The following is a 23,160-nucleotide window of genomic DNA, read 5'->3' as shown; positions in this document are numbered from 1 at the left end:
CCAGGAGCCTGGGCGGTAGAAACCAAGCGAGCGAGGCAAAGCACTTTTGAGTGGGGTTTTTCGATCATTTGAGGCGAATAGCCGTAGCTATTCAACGAAAAGGAGCGGAAAAGCTGGCCAAAAGAGCGCCGCCGCCGCCGCTTGTGTTTCTGCTGCCCAGGCTCCTAGCCTTGGCTCCCATGCCGAGAGACTCTCATGACTGACGCTGTACCCGACTTCATTGTCGCCATCCCGGCCCGTTACGCGTCGACCCGCTTGCCAGGCAAACCGCTGCGAAGCATTGCGGGCGTGCCGATGGTGGTGCGGGTGGCCCAGCGTGCGCTGCAGGCAGGTGCGAGTCAGGTGGTAGTGGCAGTGGATGATCAACGCATCGCCGATGCACTGGTCGGGCAGGGTGTCGATATCTGCATGACGCGTCCGGATCACGCCTCCGGCAGCGACCGGCTCGCCGAATGCGCCGCTTATTACGGCTGGGCCGATGACGCCATTGTGGTGAACCTGCAGGGTGACGAGCCGTTTGCGCCGGCGGCGGGTATTCGCGAAGTGGCGCGTGCGCTGGCCGAGGACGATGCGTCGATGGCCACGCTGGCCACCGTGATCGCCGAAGCACACGAGCTGTTCGATCCCAACGTGGTGAAGCTGGTGCGTGCGGTCAATGGCCGTGCGTTGTACTTCAGCCGCGCGCCGCTGCCGTGGGCACGCGACGCCTTCGCGATCAGTCGTGACACGCTGCCGGTCGAGCTGCCATTTCTGCGGCATATCGGCATCTACGCCTACCGCGCGGGCTTTCTCAAGCAATACACCACGCTATCGCGCACGGTACTGGAGCAGGCCGAGTCGCTGGAGCAGCTGCGCGTGCTCGAGCATGGTTACGCCATCGCCGTGCGCATGACGCCCGAACCGTTTCCGCCTGGCATCGACACGCTCGAAGACCTGCAGCGTGCCGAGCAGTGGCTGCTGGCGCAGCGCTGATCAACCAGGGCTGATCAATCTATCCGCAGATTGAGATATACGCCGTCGTGTCGTTGAGCTGACGGCGTAGGATCACTCAAAGCTCGTCGCAATCAAAGGCGAGTACGGTCGGCACATCCACGTCATAGTCGACGTCCTTGCGCTCGAAGCCGAACAGCTTGAGGAACTCGTGCTTGTAACTGGCGTAGTCGCTGATCTCGAACAGGTTCTCGGTAGTGACTTGCGGCCACAGTTCCTTGCAGCGTGCCTGTACGTCTTCGCGCAGCTCCCAGTCGTCCAGCCGCAGACGGTGCTCGTCATCGGTCACCGGTGCCTGGCCGTCGGCGCGGTACATATGCTCGCGGAAAAGGCGGTTGGCCTGCTCGATGGTGCCTTCGTGCAGGCCCTTTTCCTTCATCACCTTGAACACCAGCGCGATATACAGCGGAAGTACCGGAATCGCTGCGCTGGCCTGGGTCACGACGGACTTCATCATGGCCACGTTCGCGGCAAGACCTTTCGCTTTGTACCGCTCGCGCAATTCGCTGGCGGTGCGATCGAGATGCTGCTTGGCCCGGCCCAGCGCGCCATGCCAGTAGATCGGCCAGGTGATTTCGGTGCCGATGTAGCTGTAAGCGACGGTTTTGGCGTTGTCCGCCAGCACGCCGGCCTCGCTCAGCGCGTCGATCCAGAGCGACCAGTCCTCGCCGCCCATCACGGCGACGGTGTCTTCAACTTCCTGCTCCGTCGCCGGTTCCACCGAGACTTCGACCACGGCGTTCTTGTTGGTGTCGACCGTGGTGGCGGTATAAACCTCGCCGATGGTTTTGAGCGCTGAGCGCTTCAGTTCACCGCTGCCGGGCAGCTTGCGCACGGGCGAGGCGAGCGAATAGACCACCAGATCGATCTGGCCGCCCATCTCATTGCGGATGATATCGATGGCGTGCTGGCGTGCTTCATTCGAAAACGCGTCACCATTGATCGATTTGCTGAAAAGGCCGGCCTGCTTGGCCAGTTTGTCGAACGCGCCGGCGTTGTACCAGCCGGCTGTGCCGCACTTTTCCGTACCCGGCTTTTCAAAGAAAACACCCAGGGTCGCCGCGCCATAGCCGAACGCCGCGGTGATGCGGCTGGCCAGGCCATAGCCGGTCGAAGCGCCGATCACCAGCACACGCTTGGGGCCGATCGATGGCTTGTCCAGCGCCTCGGTGATCTGGATCTGCTCCTGCACATTCTTCGCGCAACCCACGGGATGCGCGGTGATGCAGATAAAGCCTCGAACCTTGGGATGAATGATCACTCGGTGTTTCCTTTGACGTGGGCCGATCCCCATTTTAGCCTGCTCGATGCCAGTGTGGCTCTGCATTGCGCAACGCGGGTGAATCGTGTCCCGCAGTCCTTGCTCGCGGGGTCTACGGCCCCATCTAAAAAGCAGAATGGTTTTCTCGAACATCTTCACACCATGACTTCATCGATACTCTTCGTCTGCCTGGGCAATATCTGTCGCTCGCCGTTGGTGGCTGCGGTGGCTCGCCGGCGGTTTGCTGACGCAGGGCTGTCGGTCGCGGTGGATTCCTGCGGTACCGGAGGCTGGCACGTGGGGCAGGGTGCGGATCCCCGCTCGATACGCGTCGCCGAGGAAGCAGGCTACAGTCTGCTCGATCATCGCGTGCGGCAGCTGACTGCCGATGATTTCAGTCGCTTCGAGGCGATCCTGGCGATGGACGATGACAACCTTGCCTTGCTGCGCGAACGCAGCCCCGCCGATGACAACGCTCGTGTGAGCCTCTTCCTCGATGCGGCCCGCCTGGACCGGCATGTCCCACCGATCGTGCCCGATCCTTACTACGAGGACCTGGATGCCTTTCGTCATGTGTTGAAGCTGGCGGAGCAGGGTGTGGATGGTTTGATCGGTCGACTTCGGCGCGGCGAGTCGTTGGCAGCGTCATCACGCAGCGCGGCGCGCTAAAGTCTCGGCATGCAGGTTCCCCAACAGCAGTCATTCGACGGCAAAGTCTTTGTTCAGACGCTGACGACCTCGTCTGGCGTCTATCGCTATTTCAATGATGAAGGTGAGCTGCTTTACGTCGGCAAGGCGGGCAATCTCAAAAAGCGCGTCGGCAGCTATTTCCTGAAACCACGGATGGAGCCGCGCATTGCGGCGATGGTGTCGCAGATAGCCCGTGTCGAGATCACAGTCACCCGCACCGAGGGCGAGGCGCTGCTGCTGGAATCGCAGCTGATCAAGTCGCTCAAGCCGCGCTACAACATCCTGCTGCGTGACGACAAAAGCTATCCATATATCTATCTGTCGACCGGCGAGGATTACCCGCGGCTGGCGTTTCATCGAGGCGCGAAGAACCTCAAGGGCAAGTTTTTCGGACCTTATCCGAGCACTTACGCGGTGCGTGAAAGCCTCAGCTTGATGCAGAAGCTGTTCAAGGTGCGCCAGTGCGAGGACAGCTATTTCCGCAACCGTTCGCGGCCCTGCCTGCAGCACCAGATTGGCCGTTGCACGGCGCCGTGCGTACAGCTGATCGGCGTGGACGATTACGCCAGCGACGTGCGCCATGCGCAGATGTTTCTCGAAGGCCGCAGCAACGCCGTGCTCGACGAGCTGGGCGAGGCGATGGAGCAGTCCAGCAAGGCGTTACAGTTCGAACGCGCGGCGATCCTGCGTGATCAGGTAGCGGCCCTGCGCCAACTGCAGGCGCAGTATCACGTGCAGGGCGCCAGCGCTGACATGGACGTGATTGCCTGCAGTATCGAATCGGGCATCGCCTGCGTCAGCGTGCTGTTTTTCCGCAACGGCATCAGCCTGGGTACACGCGATTTCTTTCCGCGGTTGCCGCTGGATGCCGAATCGCCCGACGTGCTGGCGCAGTTCATCGCGCAGTACTACCTCGACCGGCCGGTGCCACGTGAGCTGATTCTCGGTGAGCCGATTGCCGACCAGGCCATGCTCGCCGAGCTGCTGGCCGAACAGTCCGGTCACGTGGTGGAGCTGAAATCCAGCGTGCGCAGCGATCGCGCGCAATTCCTGCAGATGGCCCAGCGCAATGCGCGCGCCTCGCTGACGGCCCGGCTGGCCAGCCGGCAGACACTGGGCACGCGCTTTGACGACCTGCAGAAAGTGCTTGAGCTGGATTTTTCGCCCAGACGGATCGAGTGCTTCGACATCAGCCATACGATGGGCGAGGCCACCGTCGCTTCGTGCGTGGTATTCGGGCCTGAGGGGCCGGAGAAATCGCATTACCGCCGCTTCAATATCGCGGGCATCACGCCGGGTGACGATTATGCCGCTATGCATCAGGCGCTGACCCGGCGTTTCCGCAAGGTGGCCGACGGCGAAGGCGCGAAGCCCGACGTATTGCTGATCGACGGCGGTAACGGCCAGGTAGCGCAGGCATTGGATGTGCTGGGCGAACTGGGCGTCACCGGTATCGAAGTGGTTGGCGTCGCCAAAGGGCCAGGCCGGCGCGCAGGCGAGGAGACCCTGGTACTGGCGCGCAAGGCCGCCGGCAGTCTTGGTCGCGAGCTGCATCCCGGTTCGTCATCGCCGGCGCTGCATCTGGTGGCGGCGGTACGCGACGAGGCCCATCGCTTTGCCATCAGCGGTCATCGCAAGCGGCGCGAAAAGGCTCGCGAGCGCAGCGTGTTGGAAGACGTACCTGGCATCGGCGCACGCCGTCGCTCGGCGCTGCTCAAGGCATTCGGCGGTTTGTCCGGTGTCGAGAGCGCAGGCGTCGAGGAGCTGATGCAGATAAAGGGTATTGATCGTGGTCTGGCAGAGCGAATCTATGCCAGTCTGCATCCGTGAAATTTCTGGTCCGGATTTTGTATTTTCCGCTTGATCCCTGAAGTTTTTGTTCATCCGTTGAAGCTATGCCATGCGACACTGCAACAAACCATTGGACTTCAAATGCGCATCAACCTGCCAACCTGGCTGACTCTCTTCCGTGTCGCGTTGCTGCCGGTGATGGTCGCGGTGTTTTACCTGCCGTTTCCGGGACACAACATCACCGCGGCCATCGTGTTCGTGCTCGCGGCGATTACCGACTGGCTGGACGGTTACCTGGCGCGCCGTATGAACCTGACCTCAGCGTTCGGCGCGTTTCTCGATCCGGTCGCCGACAAGCTGATGGTGGCGGTGACGCTGTTTTTGCTGGTCGAATCCGATCCGACCAGTGGCTGGTCGAGCATCCTGCTGGCACTGACGTCGGCCGTCATCGTCGGTCGCGAGATCAGTGTGTCAGCATTGCGCGAATGGATGGCTGAAATAGGCATGAGTGCCACAGTGAAGGTGGCGCTGGTCGGCAAGCTCAAGACCATCATGCAGATGGTGGCACTGGTGGTGCTGATCGTGCAGCACGAGAAAGAGGCTACTGCCTTGCGGCTGTATCACATCGGCGAAGGCCTGCTGGTAATCGCCGGTATCCTCACCATCTGGTCTGGCGTTTATTACCTGCGCGCGGCATGGCCGATGCTTCGCGGCGATGTGCCTGTGGCGCAAGGCGCCAGCAAGCCTGATCACGAGGCGTGAGGTCAATCGTGCGAAATCGGGAGGCGCGGGGTTGACGATCCGCATTCACGTATTAGAATGCCCGGCTCCAATGCGGGAATAGCTCAGTTGGTAGAGCACGACCTTGCCAAGGTCGGGGTCGCGAGTTCGAGTCTCGTTTCCCGCTCCAGTTTTCAAGCAAAGCCCCGACTTGTTCGGAGCTTTGCCGTTTGGGACTTGCGTGCTGGTAGTTGCTCAAAAAGCGGCAAATCAGAGTGGCATTTGATGCGGCGGGTATTCACAGGCGAGTTGCTTCTGCTATGATTCGCCGCTCAGTTGCGGGAATAGCTCAGTTGGTAGAGCACGACCTTGCCAAGGTCGGGGTCGCGAGTTCGAGTCTCGTTTCCCGCTCCAGTTTTCAGCAAAGCCTCGGACTACCGGGGTTTTGTTTTTTAGAGGCAACCTGCGATCATTCTGATTCGATAAGAATGATCGCGAAGTAGCACGCAATGGCCTGGTGGCAGAGTGGTCATGCAGCGGCCTGCAAAGCCGCGTACGCCGGTTCGATTCCGACCTAGGCCTCCATTGCGTTGTGGCTGCAAGCAGCCCTGAAAACCCGCCGTCGAGCGGGTTTTTTGTTGCCTGCTTTTGCCATGTTGCAACGGCATTTGCGTTCTGCCAGCAGCCTCTGGGCTGAACCATGTTCACGGACATCGCCTGACCGAGCGTGGCATCCTTGTTGTCGACTTGAACGAGAAAGGAGTTCACTTTGGCACGCGCAAACCATCTGGGAGCGGGATTGTTCTTCGTCGGCAGCGTGGCTGCCATGGCATGGGCGACAGCCTCTAGCGCGCCAGTGGCGCGATCGTGGATGAATACATCGCTGTCCCCCGATCAACGCGCGACGCTGGTGCTCAAGGCGATGACGCAGGATGAAAAGTTCCGGTTGATCCGCGCCGACTTCGGTCAACCGAGTCAGGGCAGGGCGATGCCACCAGGTGCGCTTACCTCGGCTGGTTACGTACCGGCGTTGGCTCGCCTCGGCCTGCCGGCATTGCAGGAGACTGACGCCGGACTGGGTGTGGCAAAAGCAGACAAGAGCGGTGGTGCGACGTCGCTGCCCAGCGGTCTGGCGACGGCTGCCAGCTTCGATCCGCAGATCGCCTACGCTGGCGGCGCGATGATCGGCGGTGAGGCAAGAAAAAAAGGTTTCAACGTGATGCTGGTCGGTGGTGTCGACCTTGAACGCGATCCGCGCAATGGCCGCAATTTCGAATACGCCGGCGAAGATCCGCTGCTGGCCGGCACCATCGCGGGTAACGCGGTGCGTGGCGTGCAGGATCAAAAAGTCATCGCCACCGTAAAGCACTACGCGCTCAATGCACTGGAAACCGGGCGCAATACGCTCAGCGCGCAGATCGACGAGCCCGCCGCGCGCGAGTCCGATCTGCTGGCGTTCGAGATCGCCATCGGCATCGGCCATCCCGGTTCGGTGATGTGCGCCTACAACCGCTTCAATGCGGTGTACGCCTGTGAAAACGATTGGTTGCTCAACACCGTGCTGAAGCGCGACTGGGATTATCCCGGTTACGTGATGTCCGACTGGGGCGCCGTGCATAGCGCCGGCAAATCCGCGCTGGCCGGGCTCGATCAGGAATCGGCGGGCGAAGTATTCGACCCGACGGTGTATTTTGATCAGCCGCTGCGCGCGGCCATCGCTTCCGGTGCGGTGCCGCAGTCACGCGTCGACGATATGGTTCGACGCATTCTGCGCAGCATGTTTGCCGTGGGGGTGATCGATCAGCCGGCAAAGGCAGCGCCCATCGACTTCGCCGCTGATGGCGAAGTCGCTCTGCGTGCGGAAGAAGCCGGTGCTGTGTTGTTGCGCAACGAGCACGGTCTGCTGCCGCTGTCGGGATCGCTCAAATCGATCGCGCTGATTGGCGGTCATGCTGACAAGGGTGTGCTCAGCGGTGGCGGCTCGTCGGTGGTGTATCCGCCTGCCGGCAATGCGGTACCTGGTCTGCCGCCGGATGGCTGGCCAGGGCCACGCGTTTATCAGCCTTCCGCGCCGCTGGAAGCGATCAGCCGGCGCTTGCCGGGCAAGGTCCAGTTCAACGACGGCCACGATGTTGCAGCGGCTGGCCAACTGGCAGCGCACGCCGATGTGGCCGTGGTGTTCGTCGAACAGTGGGATGCCGAGTCGTTCGATCGACCGAACATGATGCTGCCCGACAATCAGGATGCGCTGGTCGCTGCCGTTGCCAAGGCCAATCCGCACACCATCGTGGTGCTGGAAAACAACGGGCCGGTAAACATGCCGTGGCTGGATCAAACCAGTGCGGTGTTGGAGGCCTGGTATCCGGGGGCACGCGGCGGTGAAGCTATCACGCGGTTGTTGTTCGGTGAGGTGGCTCCGTCAGGCCGTCTGCCGTTGACCTGGCCGAAGGATGAGTCGCAGTTGCCACGACCGCAGATTCCCGGTGCTGGCTTGGCGTCGATCGGTGTACCTCCGCAAGGCCAGCCTGCCGACACCGTCGACTACCGCATCGAGGGTGCCGATGTCGGCTATCGCTGGTTTCAGCGGCAAAATATCGAGCCGCTGTTTCCGTTCGGCTACGGGCTTACGTATACAAACTTCGGTTACAGCAAGCTGCAGGCGAAATGGGAAAACGGAAAACTGACCGTCGCGTTTGATGTCACCAATCGGGGCGCTCGTGATGGCATTGATGTGCCGCAGGTTTACCTCACGCTGCCTGGGGAAAAGCAGTCGCGTCGACTGGCCGGTTGGAGTCGGATCACGTTGAAGAAGGTCGCGACGCATCATGTGGAAATCATCGCTGATCCGCGCATCCTCGCCGAGTTCGATGCCACGGAGAAAAACTGGCGCCGGCCGGGCGGTAGCTATCACATCCAGTTGGGACATTCGGCGACCTCATTCGAGGGCGACACAAGCGTCGATCTCCCTGCAGCCACCTTCAGCGCCCGTCGCTCCCACGCATCGCCTTGATCATGACAACCATGCCAATCAACCCGATAACCAGCCCGATGCCGGCGCCCCAGAGCGCGCCGTGTTGGCCGTCGACGAAGTAGCCGATACCGAAGCCGATCAGAAAAAACAGAGGTACGGGTAGACAGCCCATGGGAAGTCTCTTCAAGCGCGATGGCTCAAAAAATATACATGACCAGGTGAAATATCGGTCGTTGCTCACACCAGATAGTGGCAACAGCAGTGCGGCTCGTAGCATGATGCGCAATCTCTGACTCAGGACCGGGCTGGACCATGGGCGTAGCGGCAAAATCTGGCGTGTCCAGTGCGATGAACAGCGCAGACGACGGACTGCTTGACGATCAGCGCATGGCCGACGGGCAGATACTTCGCCGTCGCAGCTGGCCACTGCCGGATGCCAAGCGAGCCGTGCTGTTCGTGCACGGTTTGGGCGAGCACAGCGGGCGCTATCGGCACGTTGCCGCCTGGTTCCAGGCGCGCGGCTTTGATGTACGTAGCTACGACCAGCGCGGACATGGGCAAACACAAGGTCCGCGAGGTGCACTGCGCCACGACGACGATTTGTTGACCGATCTGACGGCTGTCTATAACGACTACGCCACCGGGCATTCGAGGCCACCACTGTTGCTTGGTCACAGCATGGGAGGCCTGGTTGCGGCACGTACCGTGCTGGATGGCCGTATCAAACCCGGCGCAATGCTGCTGACATCCCCGGCGCTGCGCAGTTGGGAAGGCGCGGGCATGCGAAAGCTGGCCCACGTGTTGGCGTCGGTGCTGCCGAATCTGCCGCTGAGCAATGGTCTGAAGGTCGACGACCTTTCGCACGATGCCTCGGTCATTGCGGGCTACCTCAACGATCCGCTGGTTTTCAACAAAATTACGCCGCGCCTGGCCGACTTCATTTTCCGCGTAGGCGCCGCCTGCATTGCCGATTCAGCCCTGTTGAAAGTGCCGACGCTCTTGCTGGTTGCCGGTGCCGACAAGCTGGTCGATCCTTCCGGCAGCACCGATTTCGCCGCCGGAGCATGGGCGACCAACCAGCTGACCACGCGCCATTTCGCCGCGCTCTACCACGAGCTGATGAACGAGGCCGAGCCGGCGCGAATCCAGGTTATGAAGCAGATGGGCGACTGGCTGGATCGCCTGCCGACAGCATGATTGTTGCGGCCATCGGGATGCTGTGTCCGAGACAATAAACATCGAGCCATCGATGTGAAGCGGGAGGAGTTGTCGATAGATGTTGTAGCAGCGATAGCGACTGGGTGATGACGCTGATCGATGTGTACCCGGATCAAGTACCGTCCAACCCCAACGCGTATAGCACGAGGTGAGCAACGCCAGTTTCATCAGCCTGCCGGCGGTGGGTTAGGCACCACCCTGAGTAGGGAAATGCAGGGTAGAGCGATCTGTCGTTGCGCAATGCACAAAATGACCGCTAGTATCGAATCGACCGGCGAGAGGGCAAGTCGATGGCCTATACCGCGGCCGTGGGTTCCACCCATTATCGTTTCGAGGACCTGCGCGCGCTGATGGCGTGCGCGTCTCCGCGTCGCTCCGGTGACGAGCTGGCGGGACTGGCGGCAACGAATGAAGAAGAGCGCGTCGCCGCTCGCTTCGCGTTGGCCGATCTGCCGCTGAAGACTTTCCTCGAACAGGCCTTGGTTCCCTACGAGGAAGACGAGGTGACCCGGCTGATCGTCGACACGCATGACGCCACTGCCTTTGCTGCCGTTGCGCACCTCACCGTCGGCGAGTTTCGCGACTGGCTGCTTTCGTACGAAGCGGATGCCGCCACGCTCGGCGCGTTGGCGCCTGGTTTGACGCCCGAGATGGTCGCGGCGGTGTCCAAGCTGATGCGCAACTCTGACCTGATCGCCGTGGCCGCCAAGTGTCGGGTAGTCACGGCGTTTCGCAGCACGATCGGTTTGCCGGGCACGCTGGCGAGCCGGTTGCAGCCCAATCATCCGACCGACGACCCGGCCGGCATCGCGGCGGCCGTGCTGGACGGTCTGCTGTTCGGCATGGGGGATGCGGTCATCGGCATCAATCCGGCCGGCGACAGCCTGTCCGACTGCATCACGCTGCTGAAGCTGCTCGACGATTTGCGCCAACGCTTCGATATACCGATGCAGTCGTGCGTGCTGTCGCATGTCACCACCTCGGTGCAGGCGATCGAGCGCGGCGCGCCGCTGGATCTGGTGTTCCAGTCGGTGGCGGGTACCGAGGGCGCGAATACCGGCTTTGGCGTCAACCTGTCGCTGCTGCGCGAGGCGCACGATGCGGTGCGTTCGCTCAAACGCGGCACGGTCGGCCAACACGCCATGTATTTCGAAACCGGGCAGGGCAGCGCGTTGTCGGCCGGTCAGCATCATGGCGTCGATCAGCAGACGCTGGAAGTGCGCGCCTATGCGGTGGCACGCGCGTTCGATCCGCTGCTGGTGAATACCGTGGTTGGCTTTATCGGCCCGGAATATCTCTACGACGCCAAGCAGATTATCCGTGCGGGTCTGGAGGATCACTGTTGCGGCAAGTTGCTCGGGCTGCCGATGGGTGTCGACGTCTGCTACACCAATCACGCCGAAGCGGATCAGGACGATATGGACGTGCTGATGCATCTGCTCGCCAACGCCGGCGTCAATTTCCTGATCGCGGTGCCGGGCGCGGATGACGTGATGCTCAACTACCAGAGCCTGTCGTTCCACGACGTGCTCGGCCTGCGCCATGCGCGCGGATTGAAGCCGGCACCGGAGTTCGAACGCTGGCTGGCGCAGATGGGCATGCTCGATGGTGAAGGTCGGCTGCCGCCGCCGCAAACGGGCGGGGCGCCGCTGCGACGGTTGCTGGGGGCGCCGACCTGATGAGTGACGAGCGTGCTGTCGATGGGCATATCATTGACGAGCAGGCGCGCGATCCGTTTGCGCGGTTGCGCCAGTTCACCCGCGCACGCATTGGACTCGGCAGAACCGGCGATGCCTTGCCAACGAAGGAGCTGCTGAATTTCCAGGCTGCCGCGAGTCAGGCACGCGACGCGGTGCATGCGGCGCTGGACATCGACGTGCTGCGCAAGGCCCTGATGCCCCGTAAGTGCATCGAGGTCGGCAGTCGCGCCACCAACCGGCAGAGTTATCTGCTGCGGCCCGATTGGGGACGCGAACTGGGCGCGGGCGAAGATGCCCTTGACGCAGCCCGCGGCGAGTACGACCTCGTCTTCGTGATCGCCGATGGTTTGTCGGCGCGCGCGGCGATGAATCATTCGGTCGCGATGCTCGACGCCTGCACTGCACGACTCAGCGACTGGTCGATGGCACCGATCGTACTGGCGACGCAGGCGCGCGTCGGCCTTGGCGACGCCATCGCGCAACGGCTGGGAGCGCGCATGGTCGCGGTGCTGATCGGCGAACGGCCGGGCCTCAGCGTCGCCGATAGTCTCGGTGTCTATCTGACCTGGGCACCGCAGCCGGGGCAGGCGGATTCGCTGCGCAACTGCATCTCCAATATCCACACGGACGGACTCAGCTACGAACGGGCCGCCACGCTGCTGGCGTGGCTGGCCCATGAAGCACGCCAGCGCAAGCTGACGGGCACGGCACTCAAACCTGATCTTTCATCACAGGCGGGCATCTCGGATGAACACAGCAGCAGGCTTGAAGAAAACACTTAGCGGTTTTCACCTATGGGGCATTGCCGTGGGGCTGGTGATCTCGGGCGAATACTTTGGCTGGAGCTACGGCTGGGCCAGCGCGGGCACACTGGGATTTCTGGTCACCGCCGTGTTCATCACGGTGATGTATGTGACTTTCATCTTCAGCTACACCGAACTGACGACGATGATTCCGTCCGCCGGCGGGCCGTTTGCCTACAGCTATCGCGCGTTCGGCGCCTGGGGTGGGCTGGTCGCTGGCTTCGCTACGGTGGTGGAGTTTGTCTTTGCGCCGCCGGCGATCGCGCTGTCGATCGGTGCCTACCTCAACGTGCAGTTTCCCGCGCTGGAACCGAAGCTGGTGGCGGTCGGCGCGTATGTGGTTTTCATGGCGCTGAACATCGCCGGCGTGACCATCGCGGCGACCTTCGAACTGATCGTCACGCTGCTGGCGATCATCGAGCTGCTGGTGTTCATGGGCGTGGTCGCCCCCGGCTTTGCCTGGCAGCATTTCACCGCCAACGGATGGGCCGGTCATGCCTCGCTCGATGCCAAGGCGCTGGGCGGCATCGTGGCGGCGATTCCGTTTGCGATCTGGTTTTATCTGGCGATCGAAGGCGCGGCCATGGCTGCCGAAGAAGTGCGCGATCCGCGGCGCACCGTGCCGATCGCCTATATCGCCGGTATTGGCACGTTGGCCGTGCTGGCTTTTGGCGTCATGCTGTTCGCCGGCGGTGTAGGTGACTGGCGCACGTTGGCCAACATCAACGATCCATTGCCGCAGGCGATGCGCGTGGTCGTGGGCAGCCACAGCGGCTGGCTGCACATGCTGGTGGCGATTGGTCTGTTCGGACTGATCGCCTCGTTTCACGGCATCATCATGGGCTACTCGCGGCAGATCTTTGCGCTGGCGCGCGCAGGCTTTTTACCGACCATCCTGGCACAGCTGGGTGCGCGTCGACGCACGCCACACTGGGCGATCCTGGCGGGTGGCGTGGTCGGCGTGGCGGCGATCTATTCCGATCGCTGGGTGCAGATTGGCGGCCAGCCGTTGACCGCGAATATCGTCACGCTTTCGGTATTCGGCGCCGTCGTGCTTTATCTGGTTTCGATGCTGGCGCTGCTGCGGCTGCGACGCACCGAGCCGTCGCTGGAGCGGCCGTTTCGCGCGCCGTGCTATCCGTGGTTTCCCTTTATCGCGCTGGTGACTGCGCTGATCTGCCTGTTGACGATGGTGTTTTATAACGCGGTGCTGTTCGCGATCTTTGTCGGCTTGTTTGTGCTGGCCGCGGCGTACTACTGGTTGGTTGTGCGCGGGCGAATTGCGCGCGGACAGCCCGGTGAGTTCAGCGCGCGGCGCTGATCGTCGCCACCGGTGACGATGGTTTCGTCGTCGCTTCCTGCAGGCGAAGGATTCGACGCAGTTCGAGGATCGCCGCCGGCGTTTCCTGCACGCTGTGCCACGACGGTATGGCGAGTTCGGAGTCGGCGCCGGCCAGATGCGCGCTGGAGTAGGGCACAATCCCATCGCTGCTCGTGGCCAGCGGGCCGCCGTTGGATTTATACACGCCGACGATGGTGTGATAGCGCACGCGCGGCGAGATCGGCAGATTCTCGGTCGCCATGATGAAAGGATCCTTGTTGCTGAGGTTGTCGATGCTGTTGGGTAGACGGAAGGGCTTGCCGGTCGCCGAGGCATCCTTCAGTACGTCGGACAAATTCGTTACCTCCGCCAACAGGCTTGCTGGCAGCCGGATCAGTCCGCGAAACAGCAGCGCCAGTCGACCTTGCGCTAGTGGAGTACCGCGATGTGGCGAGGCCATGAATACGGCCCGTGTTACCTGTGGCATCGGGGTGAACTGCAGATACGGCGCGAGTCGTTGGCGCAGCTTTTGACGCTTGGCTTCAGACAGGTTGGCGCGCACCGGTATCACGTTCCACAGCTGCTCGTTGCTCGACGACACCAGCAGTCGCGCGATCACGCCACCCATGCTGTGGCCGACCAGCACCATGTTGTTTGACGCGCGTGCCTTGCCCGTCGGGTCGAAGTGCTTCAGCGTCGCATCGAGTGCCTTGCGGATATTCGCCAGGTTCACCGCGACCGGGGCATTGGTCGGATAGTAGACCTCCCACACCTGGTAGTTGCGGCGCAGGTCTTCGTCGCCCATGACTTCGTTCGATACGTTGATCCACGCTTCGGGACTGCTCGCCAGTCCGTGCAGCATCACCACGGTCAGCCTGTTCGGATCGTATGGCTGCATCAGCAACACGCGCGGTGTGGTGATGCCGCCTTCGCGGCCCAGTAGCGAACGGATCGACTGGCTGGCAAATCCCGAGCGCGCCAGCCACACGCCGTATGCCGCCGTAAAGTTGGCGGCCAGCGGCACATCGCGCCCAGCGAGCGTGATGGTGTCGTCGCGATACGGATCTTTGGCCAGTAGCCGAACCTGTCTGGTCGCGAGCACGTCACTCAGTGTTGCCCCATCAAACACCAGCGCACCGGTCATCGAGACATAGTCGGGGTTGCGCCATGGCACGGCGTCGGAGTCGGTATCCGGCGGTGCCATGGCGACGAATTCCGAGCCGAAGCCGTCTCGGGTATAGGTATCGCGCAGCCCCTTGAAGCGCAGGCCCGCGGCGGGAATCAGTTCCACTGGCACCTGCGCGTCGCCCGACAGCCGCACATCGGTCTGCGGGTGCGTGATGGTCCAGCCGGCGACCGAGGCCTGCGTCCAGTCCGAGCCAAGCTTCGGCAGCTCTTCAAAGAAGCGCGTTACCGCGCGCTGCACGGAGAAATTGTAGAAGTCGATTACCTGCACCTGGCGCAGTTCGAACGCGCGATCGGACGGCTTGCGTGCCGTGTAGAAGAGATAGGCGTAGGCATAGCGTGCGGACTGCAGATAAGCGTCAAGCGCTTCGTCATCCATCGCAGCGGCATTCGACTTCGTGTTCTTGATAGCTTTCGCCAGCCAAAGCTCGGAGAGCGCCGAGAGCCGCTGCTCTTCGTTGAGGCCGGTCGATTGCAGAATGGTATCCGAACAGCTGGCGAACGCTTTCTCGCAGCCGTCGGTGGTCAGCGCCACCACGTTCAATGCCTGCACCGTATTGTCGCTGAGGCGCTTGGCACCCAGCACATCAGCGCGGCGGTCGGTAACGTAGTCGCGCGAGGTGACGTGTTTCATGTCCACCATCGCGCAGGCACACAGGCCCAGGAGGCCGGCAAGGGCGATGCCTCGCAGCGTCCATGCGCCTATTCGATAGTTGATCGACATGCTTGCATTCTAGCGGCGCAAAGCCTCACCACAATGACAGCCAGCACCGTTGTGCGAATTGTCATTGCGCCGCCAAACCGGCACGCTTGCAACTATTGATGGGAGTTGTGGCGAAATGACCAAGAGACGCTGGATGATTGGCCGCACCGTGCTCAGTGTCTTTGTCGGCTTGGTCACGTTCGTTTCCGGCGTATGGGGGGCGATGGCGCTGTGGTTTCAATTACCTGGCGGCGCCGTGGTGCGGACCATCGGCAGCCTGGTCTGGGCGATCGTGGTGATTTCGCTGGCCGCTTTCGCGATCAGTCGTCGCAGCTGGTTGCCGCTGGGTTTCTACGTGTTGGCCTTTGGCGCGCTGATGGCGTGGTGGTCGACCATTGCACCTTCCAATAATCGCGTCTGGGCGGACGACGTGGCCCATCTGATGAGCGGCACGATCGATGGCAGCCACGTCACGCTGACCAATGTGCGCGACTTCACCTGGCGAACCGAAGACGACCACGACATTCGCTGGTATACCCGCACCTACGATCTCGATCAACTTGTCTCGGCCGATGCCGTGCTGTCGTACTGGGGCAGCGAGGCCATTGCCCACGCGATGATCTCGTTCGGCTTCAGCGATGGTCGCCACGTGGTTTTTTCGGTCGAGATTCGCAAGAAGCGCGGCCAGCAATACTCGGCTATCGGCGGGTTCTTCAAGCAGTTCGAAATGGTACTTACGGCGGCTGACGAGCGCGATATCATTCGTGTGCGCACAAATGTTCGTGGCGAGGATGACTATCTTTATCCGCTGCGGATGGACAAGGCAGCGATGCGCGAGCTGTTTCTATCCTACGTAAAAGCGGCGAACCAACTGGTGACCACGCCCGCGTTCTACAACACCATCACTTCCAACTGCACCACCATCGTCTATGGCATGGCCCGGCGAATAGACCCAGGCTTGCCGTACGACGTCCGCCTGCTGCTTACCGGTTACCTGCCGGAATACCTGTATGAAATCGGCGCACTCGATAAAAGCGTATCGATTGACGAGCTGCGCAGACGTGGGCGCGTTACCGACCGGGCCAGAGCCAGTCTGCCCACGGATGATTTTTCCAGGGCGATACGTGTGGGTCTGCGCGGACCCTAGGATGAAACTGGCGTGGGCGCATTGAGGTTCAAGCGGAGATTTTTCTCCGGTCGAGCGCGAACGACCAGATCAGCACGCCGATACCAATGAGCGACAGGCCCAGACCCACCCAGCCGGTCGACGTCCATCCATAGCCGGCGGCAATGGCTATGCCACCCAGCCATGCGCCGAGGGCGTTGGCGATATTGAACGCGCTGTGGTTCAGTGCAGCAGCCAGCGATTGGGCATGGCCCGCGACATCCATCAGGCGTGCTTGAAAACTCACTGTCACCATCGTGCAGACACCGATCAGAAACAGTACGGCAATCATGGTCGAAGCCGAGTGCGCCACGAAGACCAGGATGGTCAGTATGAGCGCGGTAAAGGCGTACATACCGATCATCGTGCCCTTGAGCCATCGGTCAGCGAGTTTTCCGCAGACGATGCTTCCCACCACCATGCCAATCCCGATCAAGCTCAACATCAGCGGTACACGCGTCAGCGGCAGATGGGTTACCTCGGTTAGCAGGGGAGTGATGTAACTGTAGACCGCAAATATGCCGCCGAAGCCGATAGCTGCCGCCAGCAGTGTCAGCCAGACCTGCGGCCGCTTCAACGCACCCAGCTCGGTCAGCGGGCTGGCGTTTTTATCCGCTGTCACGCTCGGTACGAAAACATAAATCATCGCGGCCGTAAGAAACGCGATAACCGCCACGGCCATGAATGTCGAGTGCCAACCAAACGTCTCGCCAAGCCAGGTCGCCGCCGGCACGCCAAGCACATTGGCCACGCTCAACCCCATGATGACCTTGCCGATGGCTTCGCCCCGTTTGGATGGCGGCACCATCGCAGCGGCCACCAGCGACGCCACGCCGAAATACGCACCGTGCGGAAGGCCGGCAACGAAGCGCGAGACGAGAACAGCGCCGTAGCTGTGGAAAATCGTCGTCGCAAAATTGCCCACGGCATACAACAGCATCAAGCCAACGAGCAAGGCCTTGCGCGGTGTACGCGCCATCAGGATCGTGATCGCCGGCGCACCCACCACCACGCCCAGCGCATAGGCACTGATCAGATGACCTGCCTGTGGCACGGAAACGCCAAGATCCCTGGAAATCTCGGGAAGCACACCCATGGCGGCGAATTCGGCCGTACCGATCGCCAACCCTCCCAGCGCCAGCGAGATCTCGGCAATGCCGACACCGTGTGGCGCGACGGCGCGAATGCCGGGTTCAGCAGGTGCAGAGGATGACATGGCAGCAGATCCTTGGAGTCGGAGCGTGGTTCAAACACCAGCCCATCGGACCTGTTTGAGACTTGCCCTATGTTAACCCGTGACGGCGCCCCAAAAATCCTGTATCAGTCCGTCGGTACCGTTCCGCCATCGATCACGAATTCCGCGCCGTTGATTGAGGCGGCGCGATCCGATGCGAAGAAGGTGGTCGGTTTGGTTTTGACGTTGTGCGGATTATTTCATCGTGGCTGGAATCCGATCGGCCAAGATCAGTGTTGCGTCACTGCTTTTATCGCCGCGCTCAAATTCAACAGTCATTCTCGTGCCAACTGGCAGTTCGCGTAATTGACGGCGCCAGTCCGCGAGTGACTTTGTGGAAATTGGCGCACCATCGATTGATTGAATGCGGTCATCGACATGCAAACCTGCACGCTCAGCCGCGCTATCTTTGGCAACATCGGCGACTTTCAGCGTGTCACTGTCCGTGAGCAGCCACAGGCCGCTACGATCGAAAGCGTCGGGTTTGCCAAAGTCGGCGTTTGGTGCGAGGTACATTTTCTTGTTTGCATAATCGAATGCAACGACAAAATGCCGTAACACGCCACCACCGAGATTGCCCGCCAGGTCGGGATTCGTGAAGCCACCCTTGGTGCCGGTGAACAAGTCGCCCGCAATATTGTTGATGCTCTGGTTACCGAGCCGCAGCTCGCCCAGCCGAGCCGGGTGTCCGCGTGATGCTCCGCCGACCCCCCAACCGGTTACGCTTTCTGGCGCAGCCTGGTATTTTTCGATCAGGCCGTGCGCATGCACAAACGGGGCGCTCATGGTTAGTGAGTCACGCGAACCCGTGTCGACACTGAGTCGCACCGGTATGTTGTCCAATACGCCGGACACGATCGGCATATGACCATCGAAGTCGAATGCCACTGCAGTAGAGCCCGGTGGTGGTGAAAATTTCTTCGGATCAGAAAGCGTCAGCTGCCTTTTTGCGTAATCTATTTTTACGCCGAATCGCTGGAACATCTCGTAGCCAACAAGACCATCTAACGTAACGCCTTCGACCTTCGGCAGTTCACCTAGATCAACTACTAAGAACACCGGATTTGCGAGGGTTGCCGTACCGACGCTTACTTGCTTCGCGCGAGCAAACGCCAGATCGATGCTTTGCTCTCCCACTCCACCTGCGGCCATTTTGCCTTCGCTGTTCAATCCGAATTTCTTCGCCGCCGATGGCGTGAGCAAGTTTTGACCGCCGGTATCGACCATGAAACGTGCTGGCTTGCCATCCACTGCGCCGTTGACATAAATATGGTTGTTGACCAGATCAAACGAAATGCTGGTGATGCCACTGGCGTCACCGATATGCGCAGTAGAGACCATTGCAGGGACGGCAAAGTCGCTATTGGATACCGCGATATTGGCATTGATGTGGTCGATTTGGATTTCTTCGTGGTTGCGCGGATCCGTGCGACCGGCGGCGTCGGTCAGGTCGGTAAGATAGCGAAACGGCAAACGCACGCCATCGACATCGCGATAATCGTCAAGCACCGTCGTTGAGATGTCCTGACCTTGACGTTGGACGATGCGTGCAAGGAGACCGGTGTCAGCCGCGATCCATAACGTGATTGGATCCCCCTTATCAGGCGTTGCTTCGATAACGCTATAACTCTTGCCCTCAAGCTCGCGTATTTCCACTTTTCCATAGACTGCGGCAATACGTTGCGGATACCAATAACCATGCGCATCGACCCACGCTGAGCTTCGCGCGCGCCTGATCGCTTCAGGAGCATCATGCACGGCGACTTCACTACCAGGCTCGCGTTCCCACGATCGCTTCCCGTCATAGCCTTGCGCACCATCAATCGGGCCGGCCTTGTAGCTTTCGCTGGAGCGGCCTGTCAGAAGATCCTGAGTTATATGGAATTCACCGTTAAGCCCGCCTGCTTTCACTGTGCCGACGCTCTGCAGTGAATGTACGCCGTCCCATATTGCACCACCGCTTGCTGCCTTGAAGCGCTCAAATACGGTACTTGCATCGTCGGCGTGAGCCATCACTGCAAGAAATAAAGCAACTGTGCCAAGTAATGCCTTTAAGGGCAGTCTGTGCGTCATGTTCGTCTCCGTTTTGACGATTCAGGTGCTTGTGCGAAAAAATGCTTAATTGAATAATTTCATTGAATTTCAAAATGGACAAGCCAACTGATGGCATAGAGAAAGCTTGTGAACAGCCTCATTGAGGATGCAAAAGATCGCTGCGCTGACCACGCCAATTCGTGCTGAACTTGCTACTGCGATTCAGGCCTTGGGTGTTGCAGCGATGGTTGCGGAACTCGCATCACAACTCGGTCGGCGCGAAGATGGCCTCTATTACCATCTTCGTGCACTGCTGCAAGTTGGTTTGGTGCAGGTGCGATCTAATGCTGCAAGCACGGCCCAGGCACACCGGCAAACTCATCGCCTTGCACTGGATACTGACTACGCTCGACATCACGTCGGCGCGGTGCAATCAAACGATACCAATGGTGAGAGTAGGGCGAGAGAAATTCAGCGACGCGCATGAGTTGCGTCGACGCACTGTAGTGTTTGTGGTGGTGCTGAGCTGTTACTTTAGCTCGCTGCTGGTGCTGTCATGGCGTCAAGCGACGTGCTCTGGCGCATCAAAAATATGCAGCGCCGCGTATTGAAGCAGCATGATGGTTTTGCCGTCGACGATCTCGCCGTGACGAACCATCGCCAGTGCTTCATCGAATGGAAGCTCCAGTACTTCGATGTCTTCGCCCTCGGCTTCAATGCCCCCGCCTGTGCCAACTTTCGATGTCGCATCGTACTCAGCGACAAAGAAAAACAATTTTTCGGTGACGGATCCTGGGCTCATGAACGCTTCGAAGACTTTGCGCACCTCACCGACGCGATAGCCTGTTTCTTCTTCCACCTCGGCGCGGATTCGCCGCTCTGGCGTGGCTTGATCGAGCAGGCCAGCGGGTGCTTCGATCATCATGCCGGTGTGGCCATTGACGTAGGTAGGGAAACGAAACTGACGGATCAGGACAATCTGCCGCGAGGTCAGTTGATAGAGCAATAACGTGGCACCGTTGCCACGGTCATAGGTCTCGCGTTGCTGGCGCTGCCAGCGGCCATCAGCGCGGCGGAAATCGAATACCGTCTTCTTCAACAGATACCAATCGTCGGACAGCACATGGCTCTCGATGACGCGGACCCGATCGGCGGTTTCAGTCATTGCACGACTCTTGTCTGGACAGGACACGCGAAAAACTTTATTGTGCATTATCGTGCAATGTCAATTATTTTCGTGCATATATCATGCTGACAACCCATCGCAAAAAAGCCATTCTCGCCGCGCTCAAACGTGACGGTCAGGTTATTGCCAAGGCACTTAGCGAATCCTTCGGCGTGTCCGAAGACACCATTCGTCGAGACTTGCGCGAGTTGGCCAGCGATGGATTGCTGCAACGAGTGCACGGAGGTGCATTGCCTTCATCCCCAGCCGCAGCCGATTTTGTACAGCGGCAGCAGATCAGTACGGTGGCCAAGTCGGCCATCGCGCGCAAAGCGGCAGAACTGATCTTGCCCGGACAGGTCGTCATCCTCGATGGCGGCACCACGTCGGTTCAGTTGGCAAAGCAGTTGCCTTCAACGCTTCAGGCAACTGTTGTCACGCACAGCCCCAGCATCGCCGTTGAGCTGGTTGGTCATCCCCACATCGAGGTGGTGCTGATCGGCGGTCGCCTGTTCAAGCATTCGGTCGTTACGGTAGGAGCCGTGGCAATCGAGGCTATCGGACATATTCGTGCTGACGTGTACTTCATGGGTGTCACCGGCGTGCATCCCACGGCAGGACTGAGTACGGGCGATCTGGAAGAGGCGTACATCAAGCGTGCACTGGCTGCGCGTGCCGCCGAGGTTGTGGTGCTTGCCTCGGCAGAGAAGATCAACGCTGCCTCCGCCTACGTCATAGCAGAAGTCACCGCGGCCAACACCATTGTGGTCGAACGCGAAACGCCTGAAGCATTGACGGCGCCGCTAGCTGCATTGGGCATCACCATCCTGCGTACCTAGATTTACGGCAACGAGCGATTCGGGATCGCTACTTGTTCTTCCGTCAGCTGATTGCGTATTCCGATCAAACCCGCCGCCGATTCCACACTCAAGTCGGCCACCGGAAATGCTGTCAAACCCACCAGCCAAAATGCTACCAAACCCGCCACCCCGCGGGTGATTGAACGGCATGCTCTAGTGATTCCTTCCGGTCGGTGAAGATCTGGCAAGAGACCACCGCGAAGATCTGCGCGACCATCCCAGATCGGCCAAGAGCGGACGTTCAACGTTTGAGTTAAGTGGCGGCGAAGCCGTCCACCTTGAATAAATTGTTGGGCGGGAACTGGAGTGGACATTTCATTGACCAAGTCAGCCATCCGGCCCAGACGGCAGCGCAAGTGGTCACTACTTCTGACCATCGCCGAGCATTTCTCCAAAATTTAGGGATAAATCCGCTGCGGAATAGCCTCTGCGAAGAAATCGGTGACTCGTCGCACGCGCGCCGGCACGAAGCGGCGTCTTGGCCAGATGAGGTTTATGTCTCTGGCGTCGCTCATGAATTCGTCGAGAACGGTGATGACGTCGGTATCTCGGAGATCATCGGCAAGGGAGACCTTGGCAAACCGGCCGATTCCGACACCGGCTAGCACACCAGCCCGGATCGTTTCGACACTGTTGGACGTGAGATTTCCGCGTACGGCCACGCTAAATCGACCTTCTGGCCCTACAAAAGGCCAATGCGTTGGCTCCGTCAAGCCGCGATATAAAAGGCAATTGTGATCGACGAGCTCGGCGGGGGTCTTTGGTATTCCTCGTTGCTCGAAGTAGCGGCGAGACCCGACACATACCAGAGGAGTGCTGGCCACGCGCTTGGCGATCGCGTCAGGATCGCTCACGGGTCCGACGCGTATCGCAAGATCAATTCCATCTTCCGCCATATCTCGCACGAAGTCCGAGAGAACGAGATCTACTTGAAGGCCGGGGTGGAGTGCTAACAGGTTGGGGATAAGGGGCAAAATATGAAGACGACCGAAAGTACCTGATGCAGCGATCCTGATTAGACCCGAGACATTATGCGTGCTGTTGGTCAGTTCGCTATCGGCGTCATCCATACCGTCAAGAAGTGGTTTTGCTCGATCGTAGTATCTCCTCCCTTGGTCCGTAAGCGTCACGCTACGCGTATTTCGGTTAAACAGCACGACGCCGAGGCGTTGCTCGAGCGCGCCGATAGCTTTACTGACCGCCGACTGTGAATCGCCGGTTCTACGCGCGGCGGCGGTGAAACCGCCTGCTTCAACCACGGCTATGAAGGCGCTTAATTCGTGGAATCTATCCAACCCATTCGCCTTGAGAATTAATGTTATTGAAATCTAGGCCATTATCAGCGGTTC

Annotated in this window: 19 protein-coding genes and 3 tRNA genes; 15 read left to right on the top strand and 7 right to left on the bottom strand. The window is 60.3% G+C overall.

Annotated features, from left to right (window positions below; translation table 11 throughout):
* Positions 1-195 precede the first annotated feature (195 nt).
* A complete protein-coding gene (gene kdsB / locus HDE79_RS19435) occupies positions 196-972 on the top strand; it encodes a 3-deoxy-manno-octulosonate cytidylyltransferase (RefSeq protein ID WP_184604535.1) in 777 nt (258 codons plus the stop codon).
* A 76-nt stretch (positions 973-1,048) separates the two neighbouring features.
* On the opposite strand, the gene fabV is transcribed toward kdsB, so the two are convergent.
* Positions 1,049-2,251 (bottom strand): enoyl-ACP reductase FabV, encoded by a 1,203-nt coding sequence (gene fabV, locus HDE79_RS19430; protein ID WP_184604534.1) that lies wholly within the window; start codon positions 2,249-2,251, stop codon positions 1,049-1,051.
* Between the two features lie 162 nt (positions 2,252-2,413).
* Here fabV and HDE79_RS19425 point away from each other — a divergent pair, with 162 nt between their 5' ends.
* The 7 genes from HDE79_RS19425 to HDE79_RS19395 all read left to right on the top strand — a co-directional run bounded on the left by HDE79_RS19425 (position 2,414) and on the right by HDE79_RS19395 (position 8,462).
* Positions 2,414-2,920: a low molecular weight protein-tyrosine-phosphatase gene (locus HDE79_RS19425; RefSeq protein ID WP_184604532.1), complete on the top strand. Its 507-nt coding sequence runs from the start codon at positions 2,414-2,416 to the stop codon at positions 2,918-2,920.
* Positions 2,921-2,929: 9 nt separating this feature from the next.
* Positions 2,930-4,771, top strand: coding sequence for an excinuclease ABC subunit UvrC (gene uvrC, locus HDE79_RS19420; protein WP_184604531.1), 1,842 nt, complete (start codon positions 2,930-2,932; stop codon positions 4,769-4,771).
* A 102-nt stretch (positions 4,772-4,873) separates the two neighbouring features.
* Positions 4,874-5,494, top strand: coding sequence for a CDP-diacylglycerol--glycerol-3-phosphate 3-phosphatidyltransferase (gene pgsA / locus HDE79_RS19415; protein WP_184604529.1), 621 nt, complete (start codon positions 4,874-4,876; stop codon positions 5,492-5,494).
* A 72-nt stretch (positions 5,495-5,566) separates the two neighbouring features.
* Positions 5,567-5,642, top strand: a tRNA-Gly gene (locus HDE79_RS19410).
* A 148-nt stretch (positions 5,643-5,790) separates the two neighbouring features.
* A tRNA-Gly gene (locus HDE79_RS19405) sits at positions 5,791-5,866 on the top strand.
* A gap of 97 nt (positions 5,867-5,963) precedes the next feature.
* Positions 5,964-6,037, top strand: a tRNA-Cys gene (locus HDE79_RS19400).
* A gap of 184 nt (positions 6,038-6,221) precedes the next feature.
* Positions 6,222-8,462, top strand: coding sequence for a beta-glucosidase (locus tag HDE79_RS19395; protein WP_343206008.1), 2,241 nt, complete (start codon positions 6,222-6,224; stop codon positions 8,460-8,462).
* On the opposite strand, the gene HDE79_RS19390 is transcribed toward HDE79_RS19395, so the two are convergent.
* On the bottom strand, positions 8,431-8,595 hold the full coding sequence (locus HDE79_RS19390; RefSeq protein ID WP_184604527.1) for a hypothetical protein: 165 nt from the start codon (positions 8,593-8,595) through the stop codon (positions 8,431-8,433). The two genes, HDE79_RS19395 and HDE79_RS19390, sit on opposite strands and share 32 nt — an antisense overlap.
* Positions 8,596-8,771: 176 nt before the next feature.
* On the opposite strand from HDE79_RS19390, the gene HDE79_RS19385 reads away from it, so the two are divergent.
* The 4 genes from HDE79_RS19385 to eat all read left to right on the top strand — a co-directional run bounded on the left by HDE79_RS19385 (position 8,772) and on the right by eat (position 13,465).
* Entirely contained in the window at positions 8,772-9,620 is an 849-nt protein-coding gene (locus HDE79_RS19385; RefSeq protein ID WP_184604526.1) for an alpha/beta hydrolase, read from the top strand.
* A 311-nt stretch (positions 9,621-9,931) separates the two neighbouring features.
* Complete coding sequence (locus tag HDE79_RS19380) at positions 9,932-11,320, top strand: ethanolamine ammonia-lyase subunit EutB (protein WP_184604524.1); 1,389 nt, start codon at positions 9,932-9,934, stop codon at positions 11,318-11,320.
* Positions 11,320-12,123: an ethanolamine ammonia-lyase subunit EutC gene (eutC, locus tag HDE79_RS19375; protein WP_184604522.1), complete on the top strand. Its 804-nt coding sequence runs from the start codon at positions 11,320-11,322 to the stop codon at positions 12,121-12,123. Before HDE79_RS19380 ends, eutC begins: the two co-directional genes overlap by 1 nt.
* Positions 12,089-13,465: an ethanolamine permease gene (gene eat, locus HDE79_RS19370; RefSeq protein ID WP_184604521.1), complete on the top strand. Its 1,377-nt coding sequence runs from the start codon at positions 12,089-12,091 to the stop codon at positions 13,463-13,465. Before eutC ends, eat begins: the two co-directional genes overlap by 35 nt.
* Here eat and HDE79_RS19365 read toward each other — a convergent pair.
* Entirely contained in the window at positions 13,449-15,374 is a 1,926-nt protein-coding gene (locus HDE79_RS19365; RefSeq protein ID WP_184604519.1) for an alpha/beta fold hydrolase, read from the bottom strand. The genes eat and HDE79_RS19365 overlap by 17 nt on opposite strands.
* Before the next feature lie 115 nt (positions 15,375-15,489).
* On the opposite strand from HDE79_RS19365, the gene HDE79_RS19360 reads away from it, so the two are divergent.
* Positions 15,490-16,500: a DUF4105 domain-containing protein gene (locus tag HDE79_RS19360; protein ID WP_255488520.1), complete on the top strand. Its 1,011-nt coding sequence runs from the start codon at positions 15,490-15,492 to the stop codon at positions 16,498-16,500.
* Positions 16,501-16,528: 28 nt separating this feature from the next.
* Here the strand turns inward: HDE79_RS19360 and HDE79_RS19355 are convergent, their stop codons facing one another.
* On the bottom strand, positions 16,529-17,734 hold the full coding sequence (locus tag HDE79_RS19355) for an MFS transporter (RefSeq protein ID WP_184604518.1): 1,206 nt from the start codon (positions 17,732-17,734) through the stop codon (positions 16,529-16,531).
* A 213-nt stretch (positions 17,735-17,947) separates the two neighbouring features.
* Positions 17,948-19,825: an aspartyl protease family protein gene (locus tag HDE79_RS19350; RefSeq protein ID WP_184604516.1), complete on the bottom strand. Its 1,878-nt coding sequence runs from the start codon at positions 19,823-19,825 to the stop codon at positions 17,948-17,950.
* Between the two features lie 127 nt (positions 19,826-19,952).
* On the opposite strand from HDE79_RS19350, the gene HDE79_RS19345 reads away from it, so the two are divergent.
* Positions 19,953-20,273, top strand: a complete 321-nt coding sequence (locus HDE79_RS19345) for a helix-turn-helix domain-containing protein (protein ID WP_184604514.1) — start codon at positions 19,953-19,955, stop codon at positions 20,271-20,273.
* A gap of 75 nt (positions 20,274-20,348) precedes the next feature.
* Here HDE79_RS19345 and HDE79_RS19340 read toward each other — a convergent pair whose 3' ends face one another.
* On the bottom strand, positions 20,349-20,951 hold the full coding sequence (locus HDE79_RS19340; protein WP_184604512.1) for an NUDIX domain-containing protein: 603 nt from the start codon (positions 20,949-20,951) through the stop codon (positions 20,349-20,351).
* Positions 20,952-21,034: 83 nt separating this feature from the next.
* Between HDE79_RS19340 and HDE79_RS19335 the strand changes: the two genes are divergently transcribed.
* Positions 21,035-21,790 carry a DeoR/GlpR family DNA-binding transcription regulator gene (locus tag HDE79_RS19335; protein WP_184604510.1) on the top strand — a complete coding sequence of 252 codons (756 nt, stop codon included), beginning with the start codon at positions 21,035-21,037 and terminating at the stop codon, positions 21,788-21,790.
* Between the two features lie 419 nt (positions 21,791-22,209).
* Here HDE79_RS19335 and HDE79_RS19330 read toward each other — a convergent pair whose 3' ends face one another.
* The gene (locus HDE79_RS19330) at positions 22,210-23,106 is read right to left on the bottom strand and encodes a LysR family transcriptional regulator (protein WP_184604508.1); all 897 of its coding nucleotides are present in this window, start codon (positions 23,104-23,106) and stop codon (positions 22,210-22,212) included.
* Between the last annotated feature and the right edge of the window lie 54 nt (positions 23,107-23,160).

The sequence above is a fragment of the Rhodanobacter sp. MP1X3 genome (assembly GCF_014207165.1).
Taxonomy (GTDB): domain Bacteria; phylum Pseudomonadota; class Gammaproteobacteria; order Xanthomonadales; family Rhodanobacteraceae; genus Rhodanobacter.
This window is presented reverse-complemented; position numbering and strand designations above follow the sequence as displayed.